Raw genomic sequence first — 16,776 nt, forward strand, 5'->3', positions numbered from 1 at the left:
GGCAGTACGACAAGACGCAGCAACGATGCCAGAAGAGTTTTTCGAACGGCTCTTACTTGGCGCCCCAGCACAGGTCGGTACCGGTCTTCACATCCTTGCTGTCCACGCCCGCCATGGGCTTGGCAGCGATCAGCGTCACGCCGGTGTCGGTGTAGCCGCTGACCTTCTTGCCGGTCTTGGCGTATTCCACACCAGCCGCCACGCCCATGGCCGCCATGCGCAGCGGGTACTGCTGGCTGGTGGCGGCGATCACGCCCTTGCCCACGTCGGCAATGCCTGCGCAGCCGCCGTCCACCGAGACGATGAGCACGTTCTTCTCCTTGCCTGCTGCCTTGAGCGCGTTGTAGGCACCGGCGGCGGCGGGCTCGTTGATGGTGTAGACGATGTTGATGTCGGGGTTCTTCTGCAGGCAGTTTTCCATGCCGGTCTGGCCCTTGGCGCGGTCACCAAAGCTGTCGGCCATACACACCACCTCGGCGGGACGCGAGAGTTCGTTGCTCTTGGCATCGTTGGCCTGCAGGCCGAAGCCCTTCAAGAAGCCGTTGTGCCGCTGCGCACCCACGGGGTGGCCGGGGAACAGGTCCAGCGTGGCGATCACCGGCTTCTTGCCCGCAGCAGCGGCCTTGGCGTACTGGCCGATCAGCTCGCCCGCCTTGTAGTTGTCGGTAGCAAACAGCGCGTCCGTCGCATCCATGGGCTCGGTGGGGCTGTCGAGCGCAATCACCATCACGCCGCGTGCCTGCGCCTTCTTGATGGCGGGCACGATGGCCTTGGCGTCGCTGGGGGTGATGAGGATGGTCTTGGCGCCTGCGGCGATCAGGTTCTCCATGGCCGTGACCTGGCCCGCGTTGTCGCCATCGGTCTTGCCTGCCGCCGACACCAGCTTGGCGCCCAGCTTCTTGGCCTCGGCCGTGGCGCCCTCTTTCATCTTCACGAAGAAAGGGTTGGTCTCGGTCTTGGTGATGAGGCCGATGACGGGCTCGGACGTCTGTGCCTGGGCCAGGCCACAGGCCAGGGCGCCGGTGAGGGCAAGGGCAGAAAGCGCGAAGGCGGGGGTGCGTTGCATGGCGTTGTCTCCGGGTTTTGGGATGGCAGATTCCTGTCGGCCCCGTGCTGCGCGGCTGGCAGGTGAACCACTCTTGTCGGGTGGATGGGATCGAACTATAGTGGCCGACAAGTTAATAAATCAAGTGGATTTACTTATGGTTTTCCCTATCCAGCCCGCCGGTTTTACCCCCACCTCTAGCGCACCCACCGCATCGCCGCTGCGGGTGGCCACGGCGGGGGAGGCTTTGTTTGACCTGATCGAAGAGCCCGATGGCCGCCTGAAGCCCTGCGCGGGCGGCGCGGTCTACAACCTCACCCGCGCGCTGGGCCTGCAGGGCGTGGGCACGCAGTACCTCAACCCGCTATCGGGCGACATGCTGGGGCGGCAATTGGCGCGTGGTCTGCACGAAGCGGGTGTGGCCCTGGCAGCGCCTACGCCAGTGCGTGCGCCCAGTGCGCTGGCCCTGGCCGCGCTGGATGCCGAGGGCAAGGCCAGCTACAGCTTCTACCGCGATGGCGTGGCCGACCGCCAGGTGACGGCCGCGGCACTGACGGCTGCTTGCGCTGCGGTACCCGACCTGCAGGTGGTGGCCACGGGCTGCCTGGCGTTGGTGGCGCAAGACGCTGCCATCTACCAGCCCTGGCTGGCAGCACAGCGCGCAGCGGGCCGCATGGTGGTGGTGGACGCCAACCTGCGCCTGTCGGCCGTGGACGATGCTGAGGCCTACCGCGCCAACGTGATGGCCGCCCTGCAACACGCCCACCTCATCAAGGTGAGCGACGACGACCTGGACGCGCTGGCCGTGCCGGGCGCCACCGCGCTGGAACGCGCCCACTATTTGCAGCAGCAAACACAGGCGCAATGGCTGGCCCTGACCCTGGGGCCAGAAGGCGCCTGGCTGCTGCAACGTAATGGGCTGGCCGTGCATGCGCGCGAAGAGGCGCCAATCACGGTAGTGGACACCGTGGGGGCGGGCGATTGTTTTCTGGCGGGGCTGATCACCGCCTTGTTGGCCGGACCCGAACGGGGAGAAGAAGCGCTGGCCCTGCGCGCGGGGGGCATCACGGCGCCCATCACGGAAGCCCGGCTGCGCGCCGTGCTGCACCACGCGCTGGCCAGCGCCAGCCACTGTGTGGAGCGGGCGGGTTGCACGCCGCCGCGCTACGAAGAGGTGCGCGAAAGGCTGGCGTTGCGGCGCGCGGCCACCGCCGCAGCCCGCTAACGCTTACTCAGCGGGTTTGGTAGCCGGCTTGCGGGCCCGGCTGCGTGGACGGGCAGCGGGCGCCTTGGCGGCCGAGGCACCTTCTGCCTCGGCGTCAGAGGCCTCCGGCGTAGCACTAGAGGACTCGGCACTTACCGCATCCCCTCCAGCACGCGTGCCGCGTGCACGGGGCGCGGCTGCCTTGCGGGGGCTGGCGCCGGGCTTTGCGCCATCTCCACTGCGCGCACGGCTGCGGCGAGGGGTGGAGGCTTCCGGGCCATCGGCCTCGGTGGATGCTCCGCCTTCCGGCGTGTCCTCACCTTCTTCCACTTCGGCGCGCAGCTCTTGCAGGGGGGTGGTGTCAATCACCGGCTCTGGCAGCACCGCCTCAGGAGCCACAGGCTGGCTGAAATAGCGGCTGGCCGGGCGCTCAGCGGGAGCCTCGACCTGCTCGGCCTCAAAGTGTTCATTGCGCTGCGTGGGGCGAGTGTCTACGCGGTCTGCGCGGTCCGTACCTTCCCCGCGACGCCCTCGGCTGCGGCCCGAGGCGCCGTGCCCTTCGTCCCCCTCAGAACGCAGGTCAGGCGCCGTTGCCACCGCATGGAAATCGTGCCGTGTCGCCCCGCCCTGGCTGGTGCGGTCATTGGTGCGCTCACCGGTGCCTTCAGGCCGTACGGGCGCGGCTGGAGCGCTCGGCCCACCATGGCTGCGGTACACATACGCTCCCGATTTTTCATCGCGCCCAAACTCCAGCAGCCCACGCGCCTGCGCTTCTTCCAGCAGGTTGCCAAAGGTGCGGAAGCCATAACGTCCTTCGCTGAAATCGGGCTTGCGGCGCTTGATGGCCTCCTTGAGCACCGAGGCCCAGATCTTGCCCGTGTCACCGCGCTCCAGCAGCAGGGCCTCAAAGGTCTCAGCGGCCAGCTCCACGCCCTGGGTGCGGCGCGCATCCTGGCTTTCCTTGCGGCTGCGTTCTTCTTCGGGGCTGCGGCGGGGCGCGGGTGGCGGGTTGCTGCCAGGGCTCTGGCGGCGGGCCTGGGCGCGCTGGTTTTCGCGTACTAGGTCGTCATAAAAAATGAACTCGTCGCAGTTGGCGATCAGCAGGTCGGATGTGGACTGCTTCACGCCCACGCCGATCACCTGCTTGTTGTTCTCGCGCAGCTTGGACACGAGCGGTGAGAAGTCCGAGTCGCCGCTGATGATGACAAAGGTGTTGACGTGCGACTTGGTGTAGCAGAGGTCCAGCGCGTCCACCACCAGGCGGATGTCGGCAGAATTTTTGCCCGACTGCCGCACGTGCGGGATTTCGATCAGCTCGAAGTTCGCCTCGTGCATCGTGGCCTTGAAGCCCTTGTAACGCTCCCAGTCGCAATAGGCCTTCTTGACCACGATGGAGCCCTTGAGCAGCAGGCGCTCTAGGATGGGCTTGATGTCGAACTTTTCGTACTGCGCATCGCGCACGCCCAGGGCGACGTTTTCAAAGTCGCAGAACAGGGCCATGCTGATGCTGTCGGAGGGGGATGCCATATCGTGTGTGAGTTCCGTTCAATGCTGCGGATCATCACACGGAACGCATTGCCCCCTCCAAAGAGCGTAGCCTCAGGTGGGTTTGGCCAAGCCCAGTTTCTCGACCAGCGCCTTCTCGCGCGTGAACGTGTCCTGCGCAAACTTCTTGTACGCCGAGGTGCTCATGTACATGGGCACCATGTCGTAGCGGGCGAGGGCCGTCTTGTAGCTGTCCTGCTCCATGGCTTGCTTGAAGGCGTCATGCAGGCGCTTGACCACCGCATCGGGCGTGCCCTTGGGCGCGCCGATGCCAAAGGGCGAGTTCTGCACCAGATTCAGGCCCAGCTCCTTGAGCGTGGGCGCATCGGGGAACTTGGCCAGGCGCTCGGCGCCCCAGGTGTTGAGCACGCGCAGCTTGCCGGCCTCGACCTGCGGCGCAAAGCCGGTGGAGTCGGCCGCCGCCATGATGTTGCCGCCCAGGATGGACTGCATCAGATCCGCGCTGCCCTTGTAGGGCACATGCAGCAGCTCGATGCCCAGCTGCTGCGCGATGAGTTCCATGGTCAGGTGCGGGCTGGTCATGGTGCCGGTGGAGCCGTAGCTCAGCTTGCCCGGGTTGGCCTTAGCCCAGGCCACGAAGTGTGTCCAGGTCTTGAGCGGCGAGTCGGCGGGCACCACCAGGCCAAACGCGTAGCCGGTGACGTTGAGCACGTAGCTGATGTCCTTGACCGGGTCCCAGTTGATCTTGGTGGTGTATGGCAGGCGGAACACGCCCAGCGGAATCTGCGCCACCGTGTAGCCATCGGCTGGAGAAGTTTGCAGCTGCTGTGCGGGCAATGTGCCGCCTGCACCGGGCTTGTTTTCCACGATCACGGGCTGGCCCAGGATCTTGCTGGCGTTGTCGGCCAGCGACCGCATGGTGATGTCGGTGGGGCCACCGGCCGGGAAGGCGATGACCAGCTTGATGGGCTTGTTGGGAAAGCTCTGGGCCTGTGCCAGGAATGCGGGGGCGACCAGGCTGGCGGCTCCCCATTGGATGATCTGGCGACGTTGCATGGCGGGGCTCCTGAAAAAGCGAAAACACGGACTCGCTATTGGACTGCAGGCCGCGCGGGGAGGGTATGCGGAAACCCCCTAGCCAACGTCACCAAGGCGCCAGCACGCAGCCCTTGAGCCAGTGCATCGCCGGCGCCGCGTCACGCCTTGTAGGTGGACAGCAGGATGCTGGTTTCGGTGTTGGCAATGCCGGGCGTGAGGCGGATGCGGCCCAGGGCTGCGTCAAACGCCTCCAGGCTCTCGGCGCGCACCTCGGCAACGATGTCCCAGCGGCCGTTGGTGGTGTGCAGCGTGCCCACCGTGGGCTCGCCGCGCAGCGCGCGGATCACGGCGGGGGCGGCGTTGCCCTCCACGGCAATGCTCATCCAGGCGCGGATGCGCTGGGGCTCGGAGTCGGGCCGCAGGCGCACGGTGTAGCCGGTGATGACGCCGCTCTCCTCCATCTTGTGCAGGCGGTTTTGCACTGTGCCGCGTGACACGCGCAGCTTTTGCGCCAGCGTGGCGACCGGGGTGCGGGCGTCGGCACGCAGGATGCTGATGATTTCGCGGTCGGTGTCGTCGAGCTTGGTCATAGTGAGTTTCAGAACTGGCAGAAAGGCAATTTCTGCGTCATTTTGACCAGTTCTGAGGCTAGAGGATAGCGAGGGCTGCCAAGAAAATTCTAGGCCGCCCCTCCTCTTTCACACCCCGCTCCGCCATGCATGCCTCAGTCCAAGCCCCCAGCGCCGTAGTGATGGTGCGCCCGCACCGCTTTCACCTCAACCCCGAAACCGCCGCCGACAACGCCTTTCAGGTGCGCACCGCGCAGCACGCTATGAGCGAAACCTCACGCCGCGCATTTGCCGAGGTCACGGCCGCGGCAGAGCGCCTTGAGGACGCGGGTGTGCGCGTGCACCTGTTCGACGACCCCGGTGAGCGGGACACGCCCGACGCGGTGTTTCCCAACAACTGGTTCTCCACCCATGCGGGCGGGCATGTGGCCATCTACCCGATGTATGCACCGAACCGCCGGCGCGAGCGGCGCAGCGATGTGATCGAGCTGCTCAAGGCCGAATACCGCGTGCAGGACGTGATCGACTACTCGGGCCTGGAGGCGGACGGCATGTTCTTGGAAGGCACCGGGGCGATGGTGCTCGACCACATCGGTCGCATTGCCTACACCGCGCAATCCAACCGTGCCAACCCCGTGGCCCTGGAGCGCTTTTGCACACACTTCAACTACGAGCCCATGGCCTTTGCCACGGCCGATGCCCAGGGCCACCCGTGCTATCACACCAATGTGATGCTGTGTGTGGGCACTGACTTTGCGCTGGGCGGTTTTCACCTGATCACCGACCCGGCGCGGCGCAACGCCGTGTGCGCGCGGCTGCGCGAAACGGGGCGGGAGCTCATCGAGCTGAGCCCCCACCAGATTGGAGAATTTGCCGGCAACGCGCTGGAGCTGCAGGGTACCCAGGGCCGGGTGCTGGCATTGTCTGCACGGGCAGCGGCCAGCCTCACACCGGCGCAGCGGGCCACCATCGAGCACAGCGCGCGCCTGCTGCCGCTGGCGGTGCCCACCATCGAACAGGCGGGCGGATCGGTGCGCTGCATGCTGGCGGGCGTGCATCTGGCACGGCGCAGCGTGGGGACATGAGAATTTCAGTCAAATCGACCGGTAGCGCCAGTCGGATATACCAAGAAAGCTACTTAATTGATAGCAATACATTCCTACCGACCGTCAGGCGGCATCGCCTGCGCGTCCAGCCGGGCATCGCAGCCAATGCCCGACGCAATCCAGCGCCGCGCCAGTGCCGACATCGCACGCACCGCCCAGGGGTGGGTGATGCCCGTCACCCCGGCTGGGTCGGCCACCATGCCGCACCAATAGCGCTGGTCCGCATTGTCCCAGCGCAGGGCCGCGCATGCGCCCCGGCGGCGGCGCGAGACCAGTACACCCAACGGGCAAGGCTCGGCCAGGCAGCACAGACCACAGCCATTGCAAGGCGCACCTTCTACCGGCTTGGCGGGCGCTTCGGGGTGGAGCCACACCACGGTGGGTGGGACAGGGGGTTGTGCGGGCATGGGCGGCGGGTGGGGAGTGCGACGCGGCCACAGCGCCGCACTTGCACCGGTGGATTGTGCCGCCAGCGAGCCTCTGCACGCCGAGATCGCGCGGCAGGCGTGCACCCAGCCCGTGCACCATAAAAAAGCCCCCGCCGCACTCGCAGCAGGGGCTGAACTGGCCCCAGGGGCCAGGGAGGGAGACAAGCAGTGAAAGGGTCTGAACCCTGGCGTCAGCAGCCCGAAGGACGGTTCGGACGCATGGGCACAATGCCGCTCACACGCAGCGTGGCGCCGGAACCATCCGAGGCGGTGAGCGTCTTGCCGGTGAAGCGTACCTGGTCGCTCTCGCGCACCACGGCCGTGTCGGCAGGTTCGCCACTGCCGTATTCCTTGCCATCGAACGTCAGGAACACCTGGTGCAGGCTGGTGGCGTCGGGACGATAGCGGATATCGCCGAAGGCCGTGGCAGACGAGCCCACCTTGTTGGCGCCGTCAAAGCGGAAGGTGCACAACTCGGGCACCGAACCGACAGGGTTCTTCTTGTCCACATCGGTGAGGTTGAGCGCGCCGTTGCCGTACACGCCGTTGAGGCCGTCCACGGTCGCATTGCTCACCGTGAGCACGCCGGGCTCGTTGCTGGGCGATGGGTCGTCGTCATTGCCGCCACCGCAGGCCACCAGTAGCACGGAGGTGGCCGCGAGGGCCGTGCAGGTCTTGAGGAATTTGAAAGCGTTCATGGTGAAGGGCGTCCTTGAATATGTGGATGAAAGGTGGGGAGCCGATCCCCTGCAGCCCATCGTAGGAAGCCCATTCCATGCAGCGCGTGCGCGATGTTCAGCGCACTGTGTAGGACAGGGGCCGACAGGGCTGTGCGCCATCCACCAGGCTGGGCCCAGTACCCTGCCCTCAGCCCCCTCATCACAACGCCCGCACGCCTCAGCGGGCGAGCACCGGCGCGAGCGCCTTGCCCGTGTGCGTGCCAGCCGCCACCACCTCTTCGGGCGTAGCGGCTGCCACGATGCGGCCACCGGCGTTGCCGCCCTCCGGCCCCAGGTCCAGGATCCAGTCGGCCTCGGCAATCACATCCAGGTCGTGCTCGATCACGATCACGCTGTGACCTCCATCGACCAGGCGGTGCAGCACGCGGATGAGCTTGTCCACATCGGCCATGTGCAGGCCCACGGTGGGCTCGTCCAGCACATACAGCGTGTGCGGCGCCTTCTGCCCCCGGCGGCCGACCTCGTCACGCACCTTGGTCAGCTCGGTCACCAGCTTGATGCGCTGCGCCTCGCCGCCGCTGAGCGTGGGCGAGGGCTGGCCCAGCGTGAGGTAGCCCAGGCCCACGTCCTTCAAGAGCTGCAACGGGTGCGCGATGCTAGGCATGGTGGCGAAAAGGTCCACCGCCTCGTCCACCTCCATCTGCAGCACATCGCCAATGCTCTTGCCGCGCCAGGTCACGGCCAGCGTTTCGGGGTTGAAGCGCGCGCCGTGGCAGGTTTCGCAGGGCACCTTCACATCGGGCAAAAAGCTCATCTCGATGGTGCGCACGCCCGCGCCTTCGCAGCTGGGGCAGCGGCCTTCGCCGGTGTTGAAGGAAAAGCGCCCGGCCGCGTAGCCACGCGCCTTGGCTTCCAGCGTCTCGGCAAACAGCTTGCGGATGGTGTCCCAAAAGCCGATGTAGGTGGCGGGGCAGCTGCGCGGTGTTTTGCCAATGGGCGTCTGGTCCACTTCGAGCACGCGATCGATGCTCTCAAAGCCCGACAGGCCCGTGCAACCGACCAAGGGCGGCGCCTTGCCCGCGTCCATCGCATCGCGCCCAGCCTTGGTGCTGCGCTGCTGCACCCAGGCCTGGACATTGGCCAGCAGCACATCGCGCGCCAGCGTGGACTTGCCCGAGCCGCTCACGCCCGTCACCGCTACGAGGCGGTGCAGTGGTACGGTGGCGGTCACGTTCTGCAGGTTGTGCAATTGCGCGCCATGCACCGTCAGCCAGCGCATGGCTGCGCGCTCCTTGGCCTCGGTGAGTGCATCGGCCGCCAGCGCTGCGGCCTGGGCGGCGCGCTTCTTCACGGCGGCGCTTTGGCGGCCGGTGGGCGCTGCCGCCTCGGCCTGGGCAAAGGCCGCCGTGGCTTCGGCACTCACCTCGCCCGCCACCATGCTGCGGCGCAGTTGCAGCGGGTGCTTCATCGCATGCAGCAGGTAGCGGCCGGTTTGTGAATCTTCTGCGGCCGTGAGGTCGTTCACCGAGCCTTGCGCCACCAGGCGGCCACCGCGCTTACCGGCGCTCGGGCCAATGTCGATGATGTGGTCGGCGCGGCGGATAGTGTCTTCGTCGTGCTCCACCACCACCAGCGTGTTGCCCTTGTCGCCGAGCTTGTGCAGGGCGTTGAGCAAAATCTGGTTGTCGCGCGCGTGTAGCCCGATGGTGGGCTCGTCCAGCACGTAGCACACGCCCTGCAGGTTGCTGCCCAGCTGCGCGGCCAGGCGAATGCGCTGCGCCTCGCCCCCGCTGAGCGTGGGCGCGCCCCGGTCGAGCGTGAGGTAGCCCAAGCCCACTTCTTCCAGGAATTCAAGGCGGCTCTGGATCTCGGGCACCAGGTCGCGGGCGATGTCGGCCTCGCGGGCTGTCATGCCGCCTTCCACGCGCAAGGTCTCCACCCAGCGGCGCACGTCGGAGACGGACAGCGCAGCGATGTCGGTGATACCCACGCCTGCAAACCGCACAGCGCGGGCCGTGGCGTTCAGGCGCGTGCCGCTGCAGGTGGGGCAGGCCGTGTCGACCAGGTCTTCCACCTCGGGCTCGGCAAAGGTCTGCTCGCGGCCTTTTTCCTTGTCGTCCTGCACCGAGTCGTCAAACACCTTGCGCTGGTCTTTGGTGAGCTTGACGCCCGTGCCCACGCAGTCGGGGCACCAGCCGTGTTTGCTGTTGTATGAAAAAAGGCGCGGGTCCAGCTCGGCATAGCTCGTCGCGCACACGGGGCAGGCGCGCTTGGTGGAGAACGCCTGCAGCGTACCAATGCCCGCCGTGGGCTGGCCGCCCTCCATGGCCTCGCGCAGGCCTGCGATGCCTGAGAGAACATGCACCACGCCCTTGCCGTGCGTGAGCGCATCGGCCAGCGCGATGCGCAGCGCCGCCTCGTGCTCCGGCGACACATCGAGGCTGGCCACGGGCAGCTCGATGGTGTGTTCCTTGAAACGGTCGATGCGCGGGAAATTGGTGGTGGGCAAAAAGTTGCCGTCCACGCGCAGGTGCGTGTAGCCACGCGGGCGGGCCCAGTCGGCCAGCTCGGTGTAGACGCCCTTGCGGTTCATCACCAGCGGCGCGAGCAAGCCGATGTGCTGACCACGGAACTGCGTGAGCAGCTGCGCGGCAATGCTCTCGGGCGTTTGCGGCTGCACGGCGGCGCCGTCTTTGGTGCAGTGCTGCGTGCCGAGCTTGACGTACAGCAGGCGCAAAAAGTGCCACACCTCGGTGGTCGTGCCCACGGTGGACTTGCGCCCGCCGCGCGACAGTCGCTGCTCGATGGCCACGGTGGGCGGGATGCCGTAGACCGCATCCACCTCGGGCCGGCCAGCGGGCTGCACGATGGAACGCGCATAGGCGTTGAGCGATTCGAGGTAGCGCCGCTGGCCTTCGTTGAACAGGATGTCAAACGCCAGCGTGGACTTGCCTGAGCCGCTCACACCCGTCACCACATTGAACTTGCCGCGCGGAATGTCCACGCTCAGGTTCTTGAGGTTGTGCTCCTTGGCGTTGACGATTTCAATGGCGTTTTTGGCCGCAGGCGCTAGATCCATATGCGCAAGGCGCTCTGATTTTCGTAGCGCGGCAGCCTTTTCGTGCACCGAGTGGCCGCCCACGCCCAGCGCCAGTTCGTAGTCGCGCAGTGCCTGCCCGGTGTGCGAGGTGGCGTGGGCCCGCACATCTTCGGGCGTGCCCTCGGCCACGATGAGACCACCGGCGTAGCCGCCTTCCGGCCCCAGGTCGATGAGCCAGTCGCTGGCGCGGATCACGTCCAGGTTGTGCTCGATGACGATGAGCGAGTGCCCCGCATCGATGAGCTTGCGCAGCGCGCGCATGAGCTTGGCGATGTCGTCAAAGTGCAGGCCCGTGGTGGGCTCGTCGAACAGGAACAGCGTGCCTTTGCGCGCCACGGCCTGGCGGGATTTGGCAGCTGTCTTCGCCGCTTCGGCCAGGAAGCCTGCCAGCTTGAGGCGCTGCGCCTCACCGCCGGACAAGGTCGGCACAGGCTGGCCCAGCGCCACATATTCGAGCCCCACATCCACGATGGGCTGCAGCGCGCGGATCACGTCGCGGTCGTTGGCAAACACGGCGGCCGCCTCGGCCACGGTGAGCGCCAGCACGTCGGCCACGTTCAGCGTCTTGCCGCCGCGTTCGATGGTGATCTCCAGGATCTCGGGCCGGTACCGCTTGCCGTCGCAGTCGGGGCAGCGCAGGTACACGTCGCTCAGGAACTGCATCTCCACATGCTCAAAGCCCGAGCCGCCGCAGGTCGGGCAGCGCCCGTCGCCGCTGTTGAAGCTGAACTTGGCAGCGGTGTAGCTGCGCTGCTTGGACAGCGGCGCCACGGCAAACAGTTCGCGGATGCTGTCCCACGCGCCCACGTAGCTCACGGGGTTGGAACGGGCCGTTTTGCCGATGGGAGACTGGTCCACAAACACCACGTCTGACAAATGGTCGGCGCCCAGCATGCGGTCGTGCGCGCCAGGGCTGTCGGTGGCCTTGCCGAAGTGGCGCAGCAGCGCCGGGGCCAACACGTCCTGGATCAGACTCGACTTGCCTGAGCCGCTCACCCCCGTCACCGTGACCAGGCGCTGCAGCGGAAACTCGACCGTCACATCCTGCAGGTTGTGCTCACGCGCGCCCTCCAGGATGAGGCGCGGGGTCGATTCGGTGACCATGCGCTTGAAGCCAAAGCCCACATGCTTGCGGCCGCCCAGATAGGCGCCGGTGAGCGTGTCGGCCTGGCGCAGGTCGGCCGTCGTGCCATCAAAAACAATCTGTCCGCCCAGGCGACCGGGCCCGGGGCCCATGTCGATCATGCGGTCGGCCGCGAGCATGACGGCCGGGTCGTGCTCCACCACCACCAGGGTGTTGCCCGCATCGCGCAGGCGCAGCATGGCCTCGGTGATGCGGTGCATGTCGCGCGGGTGCAGGCCGATGCTGGGCTCGTCCAGCACGAACAGCGTGTTGACCAGGCTGGTGCCCAGGGCCGTGGTGAGATTGATGCGCTGCACCTCGCCGCCACTGAGCGTGCGACTTTGCCGGTCGAGCGTGAGGTAGCCAATGCCCACGTCGCACAGGTATTTGAGGCGCGTGGTGATTTCTTCGTGCAGCAGCTTCAGTGCCTGGGCATCGCCGCCCTTGGCGTCGTCACCCACCGGCAATTGCATGCGGTCAAAAAAACGGCGCAGCCGGTCAATGGGCAGCAGCATCAGGTCGTGCAGACACAGGCCGGGCAAGGCCTCCAGTTGCTCACGCGACCATTGCACGCCCTCGGGCATGAAACGTTTGCCGGGCTCCAGCACCGCATCGGCGTCTTCCTTGCGGCCGATGCGCCAGAGCAGGCTTTCGGTTTTGAGGCGCGCACCCGCGCAGGTGGGGCACGGCGTGTAGCTGCGGTACTTGGACAGCAGCACGCGGATGTGCATCTTGTAAGCCTTGCTTTCGAGGTATTCGAAGAAGCGCTTGATGCCGTACCACTGCTTGCTCCACTGCCCGTCCTTGTAGCCGGGCGCGCCGCCGATGACCCACTTCTTCTGTTCCTCGGTCAGCTTGTACCAGGGGGTGTCGCGCGGGATGCCGGCCGTTTCGGCATGGCGCATGAGATCGTCCTGCGCCTCTTTCCACGCAGGGGTCTGGATGGTCTTGATCGCGCCCGCGCGCAGCGTGAGCTTGTCGTTGGGAATGACCAGGCCGTAGTCCACCCCGATCACGCGGCCAAAGCCCCGGCAGCTGTCGCACGCGCCCACGGCCGAATTGAACGAGAACATCGAGGGGATGGGGTCGCTGTAGCGCAGGTCGCTGTCGGGGCAGTGCAGGCCTGTCGAAAAGCGCCACAGTTCCGGCTCGCCCTCGTCCACCAGGCGGTACACATTCAAGCGCCCCGTGCCGCGCTTAAGGGCCACCTCAATCGCCTCGATCACCCGCGCCTTCTCGGCATTGCCCAGGCGGAAGCGGTCGGCCACCACGTCCAGCACTTTGCGCGGGCCGGTGGGAGTGGCCACCTCGCGCTCGGCCTGCACCTTGGTGAAGCCGCTGGCAGACAGCCACTGCTCGACCTGTTCGGCGGAGGTGCCCCCAGGCAGTTCCACGGGGAATGTCAGCACGATGCGCGGGTCGCCTGCCTCGGCACTGCGACGCTGCAGCTCCGCGTAGATGGTCTCGGGCGAGTCGTGGCGCACAGGCTGCGCGGTCTGCTTGTCAAAGAGCTGGCCCGCACGCGCGAACAGCAGCTTGAGGTGGTCGTTCAGCTCCGTCATCGTGCCCACGGTGGAGCGGCTGGAGCGCACGGGGTTGGTCTGGTCGATGGCAATGGCCGGGGGCACGCCTTCGACCTTTTCCACGGCGGGTTTGTCCATGCGGTCCAGGAACTGGCGCGCGTAGGCGCTGAAGGTCTCCACATACCGGCGCTGACCCTCGGCGTACAGCGTGTCAAACACCAGGCTGGATTTGCCCGAGCCGCTCGGCCCCGTGACCACCGTCAGTTCGCCGGTGCGGATGTCCAGGTCCAGGTTCTTGAGGTTGTGCTGGCGTGCGCCACGGATGCGGATCTGTCCCTGGGTCATGGAGGCGGTCTTTCGGGTGTGAGGCGAAACATTCTAGGGAGACACCGGCGTTTGCTCCTGCGCACGCCAATTACCCCCGGGGCGCGCTGCGGTGCTTTTGACCGTAGACAAAGCAAGGGGAATGGGGCAGCGGCTGGCAAAAAGCGGAGGTTCGGGCCCGCCACATCGGTTTAGACTGCGGCCTCCATAGACAACAAGAGGAGACCGCCATGACAAAACAATGGCAACTGCGGGCGGCGGGCATGGTCCTGGCGCTTGCGGCCAGTGCGGCCAGCCACGCACAGATTCTGGTCGGCCAGACAGCAGGATTCAGCGGCCAGGTGGCGGCCGGGGTGAAGGAGACCACCGACGGTGCGCTGCTGTACATCGACTCCATCAATGCCAAGGGCGGTGTCAATGGCCAGAAGATCGAACTGATCTCCCTGGATGACAAGTTCGACCCCAAGCTGGCGGCGGAAAACGCCCGCACGCTGATCGAAGACAAGAACGTCTCCGCACTGTTCCTCAACCGGGGCACACCCCACACCGAGGCCATCCTCCCGCTGCTGGACAAACATGGCGTGGTGCTGGTGGCGCCGTCCACCGGGGCCATGGTGCTGCACCAGCCGGTGCGCAAATACATCTTCAACGTGCGCGCCACCTACCAGCGCGAGGCGGAAAAGGCGATCACCCACCTGGCTTCGATGGGCATCAGCCGCGTGGCGCTGGTGTATGCCGACGACAGTTTTGGTGCCGACGGCATCCAGGGCGCGCAGAAGGGACTGGCGGCCGCCAAGCTGACCGCCGTGGTGTCCGAAAAGTTCGACCGCGCCAAGCCCGACTTCGCACCCATCGCCGCCAAGGTGGCCAAGGCCGACGCGCAGGCGGTGCTGATGGTGGCCTCGGGCTCCGCGGTGGTGGATGCCACTACCGCCGTGCGCACGGCGGGTTCGGCGGCGCAGATCGTGACGCTGTCCAACAACGCGTCCAGCGGCTTCATCAAGAGCCTGGGGGCCAACGCACGCGGCGTGATCGTGACCCAGGTGTTCCCCAACGAGCGGGCCGTGACCTACCCGATGGTCAAGGAAGCCCAGGAACTGGCCAAGGCCAAGGGACTGACCGAAATCAGCCCTGCCATGCTCGAGGGCTTTGCCGCCGCCAAGGTGCTAGTCGAAGGCCTCAAGCGCGCCGGCCCCAAGCCCAGCCGCGAGAAGATCCAGACCGCCCTGGAGAGCATCAAGAAGCTGGACCTGGGCGGGCTGGAAGTGAACTTCAGCCCCGAGGACCATACCGGGCTGGACTTTGCCGACCTGTCCATCATCGGCACGGACGGGCGCTTCCGCCGCTGAGCGACAGCACTCCAGGGATGTCCTGCATAACCCTCGCGGGGCGGTGGTAGTGCGGATCGGGATGGGGCGCAAGGCGTCTTTTCGAAGCCAATAGCAGGGCTATTGGCAAGAAAAGCAACGCTGCGAACCGCCCGAGGCGGCGCTGCCACCGACCGCAGGGAGTTATGCAGGACATCCCTATACCTACGCGTTTTTACAGTTGTCCCGCGCTGGAGCGTGCCTACACTCGGGCGCTCCACACGCAGGAGACAACCCCATGAAGAAAACTGGCCTGGCCGGTGCGCTCTGCGCCCTGGCTGCCGCCCTGGGCATCGGTTCCGCCCACGCACAGATTCTGATCGGCCAGACGGTGGGCATCACCGGCTCGGCCGCCGCCACGGTGGCCGAATCCATGCAGGGTGCAGCCCTTTACATCGACCACGTCAACGCCAAGGGCGGTGTGGGCGGGCAGAAGGTGGAGGTGCTGTCGCTGGACGACAAGTTCGACCCCAAGCTGACCCTGGACAACACCCGCACGCTGATCGAACAAAAGGGCGTGATCGGCCTGTTCATGACCCGTGGCACGCCCCACACACAGGGCATCATCCCGGTGCTGGAGCAGCATGGCGTGCCGCTGGTGGGCCCGTCCACCGGAGCGATTGCGCTGCACCAGCCGGTGAGTAAATACGTGTTCAACGTGCGCGCGCCCTACCAGCGCGAGGTGACCAAGGCCATTTCGCACCTGCACACGCTGGGCATCCAGCGCATTGGCGTGGTGCATGTGGACGACACGTTTGGCGCGGACGGCCTGGCGGGCGCCCAGGCCGGCTTCAAGGCCAACAACATCGAAGCGCTGTTCATCGAGAAGTTTGACCGCGCCAAGCCCGACTACAGCGCCATCGCGCCGCGCGTGGCCGGCAAGCAGCCCCAGGCCGTGATCTTCATCGGCACCGGCGCTGCGGTGGTCGATGGCATCAAGGCCTTGCGCGCTGCGGGCGTTGCCGGCCAGATCGTCACGCTGTCCAACAACGCGTCGGGCGGGTTTGTGAAGGCCCTGGGCGACCAGGCCCGGGGCGTGGTGGTGACGCAGGTGTTCCCGTCGGAGCGCTCGCTCAACTACCCCGTGGTCAAGGAGGCCATCGACCTGGCCAAGGCCAAGAATATCGGCGACCTGACGCCCGCCATGCTGGAGGGTTTTGTGAGCGCCAAGGTACTCGTGGAAGGCCTCAAACGTGCAGGCGCCAAGCCCGACAGCGCCAAACTCCTCATGGGGTTGGAAAGTATCAGGAAGTGGGATCTGGGCGGCATGGAGCTGAGCTACAGCCCTACCGACCACAGCGGGCTAGACTTCTCGGACCTGTCCATCATCGGCACCGACGGTCGCTTCAAGCGCTGACACGGCACAGGCCAACACCCCCCGGACACCATAAAAAAAGGCCCTGCCAGCGATTGCTGGCAGGGCCTTTGTCATGCCGGGCAACGTGCTTATTGCGCGCTGGCAGGCGATGCAGGAGCCGCAGCAGGTGCAGGTGCCGCCGCAGGTGCCGCCGCGCTCGCAGGGGCCTCGGGGGCGTGCACGGCATCGGCCCCGTGCTTTTCACCGCCCATGTCGGCCTTGTCGCCGGCCGTGATGATCACGTACATCGACAAGGCGGCAAACAAGACGAAGCCAACAATAATCTTCCACATATCAATTTCTCCTGGGATGGGTTTGTTCAATCAAGGGGCCTGGCTGACGCGCAGGTTGTGGGTTGTACTGGTGCGCGGCACAAGCCCCTTGATGGAACACAGGGCCCGACCCT

12 protein-coding genes are annotated in these 16,776 nt (G+C 66.3%); 4 read left to right on the top strand and 8 right to left on the bottom strand.

The genetic code is table 11. The features are described 5' to 3' along the window. Window positions 1–52: 52 nt before the first annotated feature. Window positions 53–1,066, bottom strand: a complete 1,014-nt coding sequence (locus tag ASD94_RS03925) for a sugar ABC transporter substrate-binding protein (RefSeq protein WP_056638934.1) — start codon at window positions 1,064–1,066, stop codon at window positions 53–55. A 136-nt stretch (window positions 1,067–1,202) separates the two neighbouring features. Between ASD94_RS03925 and ASD94_RS03930 the strand changes: the two genes are divergently transcribed. Further along, window positions 1,203–2,270, top strand: a complete 1,068-nt coding sequence (locus ASD94_RS03930; RefSeq protein ID WP_056638938.1) for a PfkB family carbohydrate kinase — start codon at window positions 1,203–1,205, stop codon at window positions 2,268–2,270. Between the two features lie 3 nt (window positions 2,271–2,273). On the opposite strand, the gene ASD94_RS03935 is transcribed toward ASD94_RS03930, so the two are convergent. From ASD94_RS03935 to ASD94_RS03945, 3 genes are all read right to left on the bottom strand, one after another. After that, entirely contained in the window at window positions 2,274–3,776 is a 1,503-nt protein-coding gene (locus ASD94_RS03935) for an NYN domain-containing protein (protein WP_056638941.1), read from the bottom strand. 72 nt (window positions 3,777–3,848) lie between these two features. Next, window positions 3,849–4,811, bottom strand: coding sequence for a tripartite tricarboxylate transporter substrate binding protein (locus tag ASD94_RS03940; RefSeq protein WP_056638944.1), 963 nt, complete (start codon window positions 4,809–4,811; stop codon window positions 3,849–3,851). Between the two features lie 140 nt (window positions 4,812–4,951). Beyond that, window positions 4,952–5,383, bottom strand: coding sequence for an Lrp/AsnC family transcriptional regulator (locus ASD94_RS03945; protein WP_015015737.1), 432 nt, complete (start codon window positions 5,381–5,383; stop codon window positions 4,952–4,954). Window positions 5,384–5,508: 125 nt separating this feature from the next. Between ASD94_RS03945 and ctlX the strand changes: the two genes are divergently transcribed. Next, a complete protein-coding gene (gene ctlX / locus ASD94_RS03950) occupies window positions 5,509–6,447 on the top strand; it encodes a citrulline utilization hydrolase CtlX (RefSeq protein WP_056638948.1) in 939 nt (312 codons plus the stop codon). A 74-nt stretch (window positions 6,448–6,521) separates the two neighbouring features. On the opposite strand, the gene ASD94_RS03955 is transcribed toward ctlX, so the two are convergent. The 3 genes from ASD94_RS03955 to uvrA form a co-directional block, all read right to left on the bottom strand. Next, window positions 6,522–6,875, bottom strand: coding sequence for a hypothetical protein (locus tag ASD94_RS03955; RefSeq protein WP_056638951.1), 354 nt, complete (start codon window positions 6,873–6,875; stop codon window positions 6,522–6,524). 212 nt (window positions 6,876–7,087) lie between these two features. Continuing rightward, a complete protein-coding gene (locus tag ASD94_RS03960; protein ID WP_056638953.1) occupies window positions 7,088–7,594 on the bottom strand; it encodes a hypothetical protein in 507 nt (168 codons plus the stop codon). A 199-nt stretch (window positions 7,595–7,793) separates the two neighbouring features. Then, on the bottom strand, window positions 7,794–13,667 hold the full coding sequence (uvrA, locus tag ASD94_RS03965) for an excinuclease ABC subunit UvrA (protein WP_056638956.1): 5,874 nt from the start codon (window positions 13,665–13,667) through the stop codon (window positions 7,794–7,796). A gap of 242 nt (window positions 13,668–13,909) precedes the next feature. On the opposite strand from uvrA, the gene ASD94_RS03970 reads away from it, so the two are divergent. Next, on the top strand, window positions 13,910–14,995 hold the full coding sequence (locus tag ASD94_RS03970) for an ABC transporter substrate-binding protein (protein ID WP_056639074.1): 1,086 nt from the start codon (window positions 13,910–13,912) through the stop codon (window positions 14,993–14,995). Window positions 14,996–15,251: 256 nt separating this feature from the next. Beyond that, window positions 15,252–16,370 carry an ABC transporter substrate-binding protein gene (locus ASD94_RS03975; protein ID WP_056638959.1) on the top strand — a complete coding sequence of 373 codons (1,119 nt, stop codon included), beginning with the start codon at window positions 15,252–15,254 and terminating at the stop codon, window positions 16,368–16,370. A gap of 89 nt (window positions 16,371–16,459) precedes the next feature. Here ASD94_RS03975 and ASD94_RS03980 read toward each other — a convergent pair whose 3' ends face one another. Continuing rightward, on the bottom strand, window positions 16,460–16,663 hold the full coding sequence (locus tag ASD94_RS03980; protein ID WP_056638962.1) for a hypothetical protein: 204 nt from the start codon (window positions 16,661–16,663) through the stop codon (window positions 16,460–16,462). Window positions 16,664–16,776: the final 113 nt, after the last annotated feature.

Source organism: Acidovorax sp. Root70, assembly GCF_001428225.1.
In the GTDB taxonomy this organism is placed as follows: Bacteria; Pseudomonadota; Gammaproteobacteria; order Burkholderiales; family Burkholderiaceae_C; genus Acidovorax.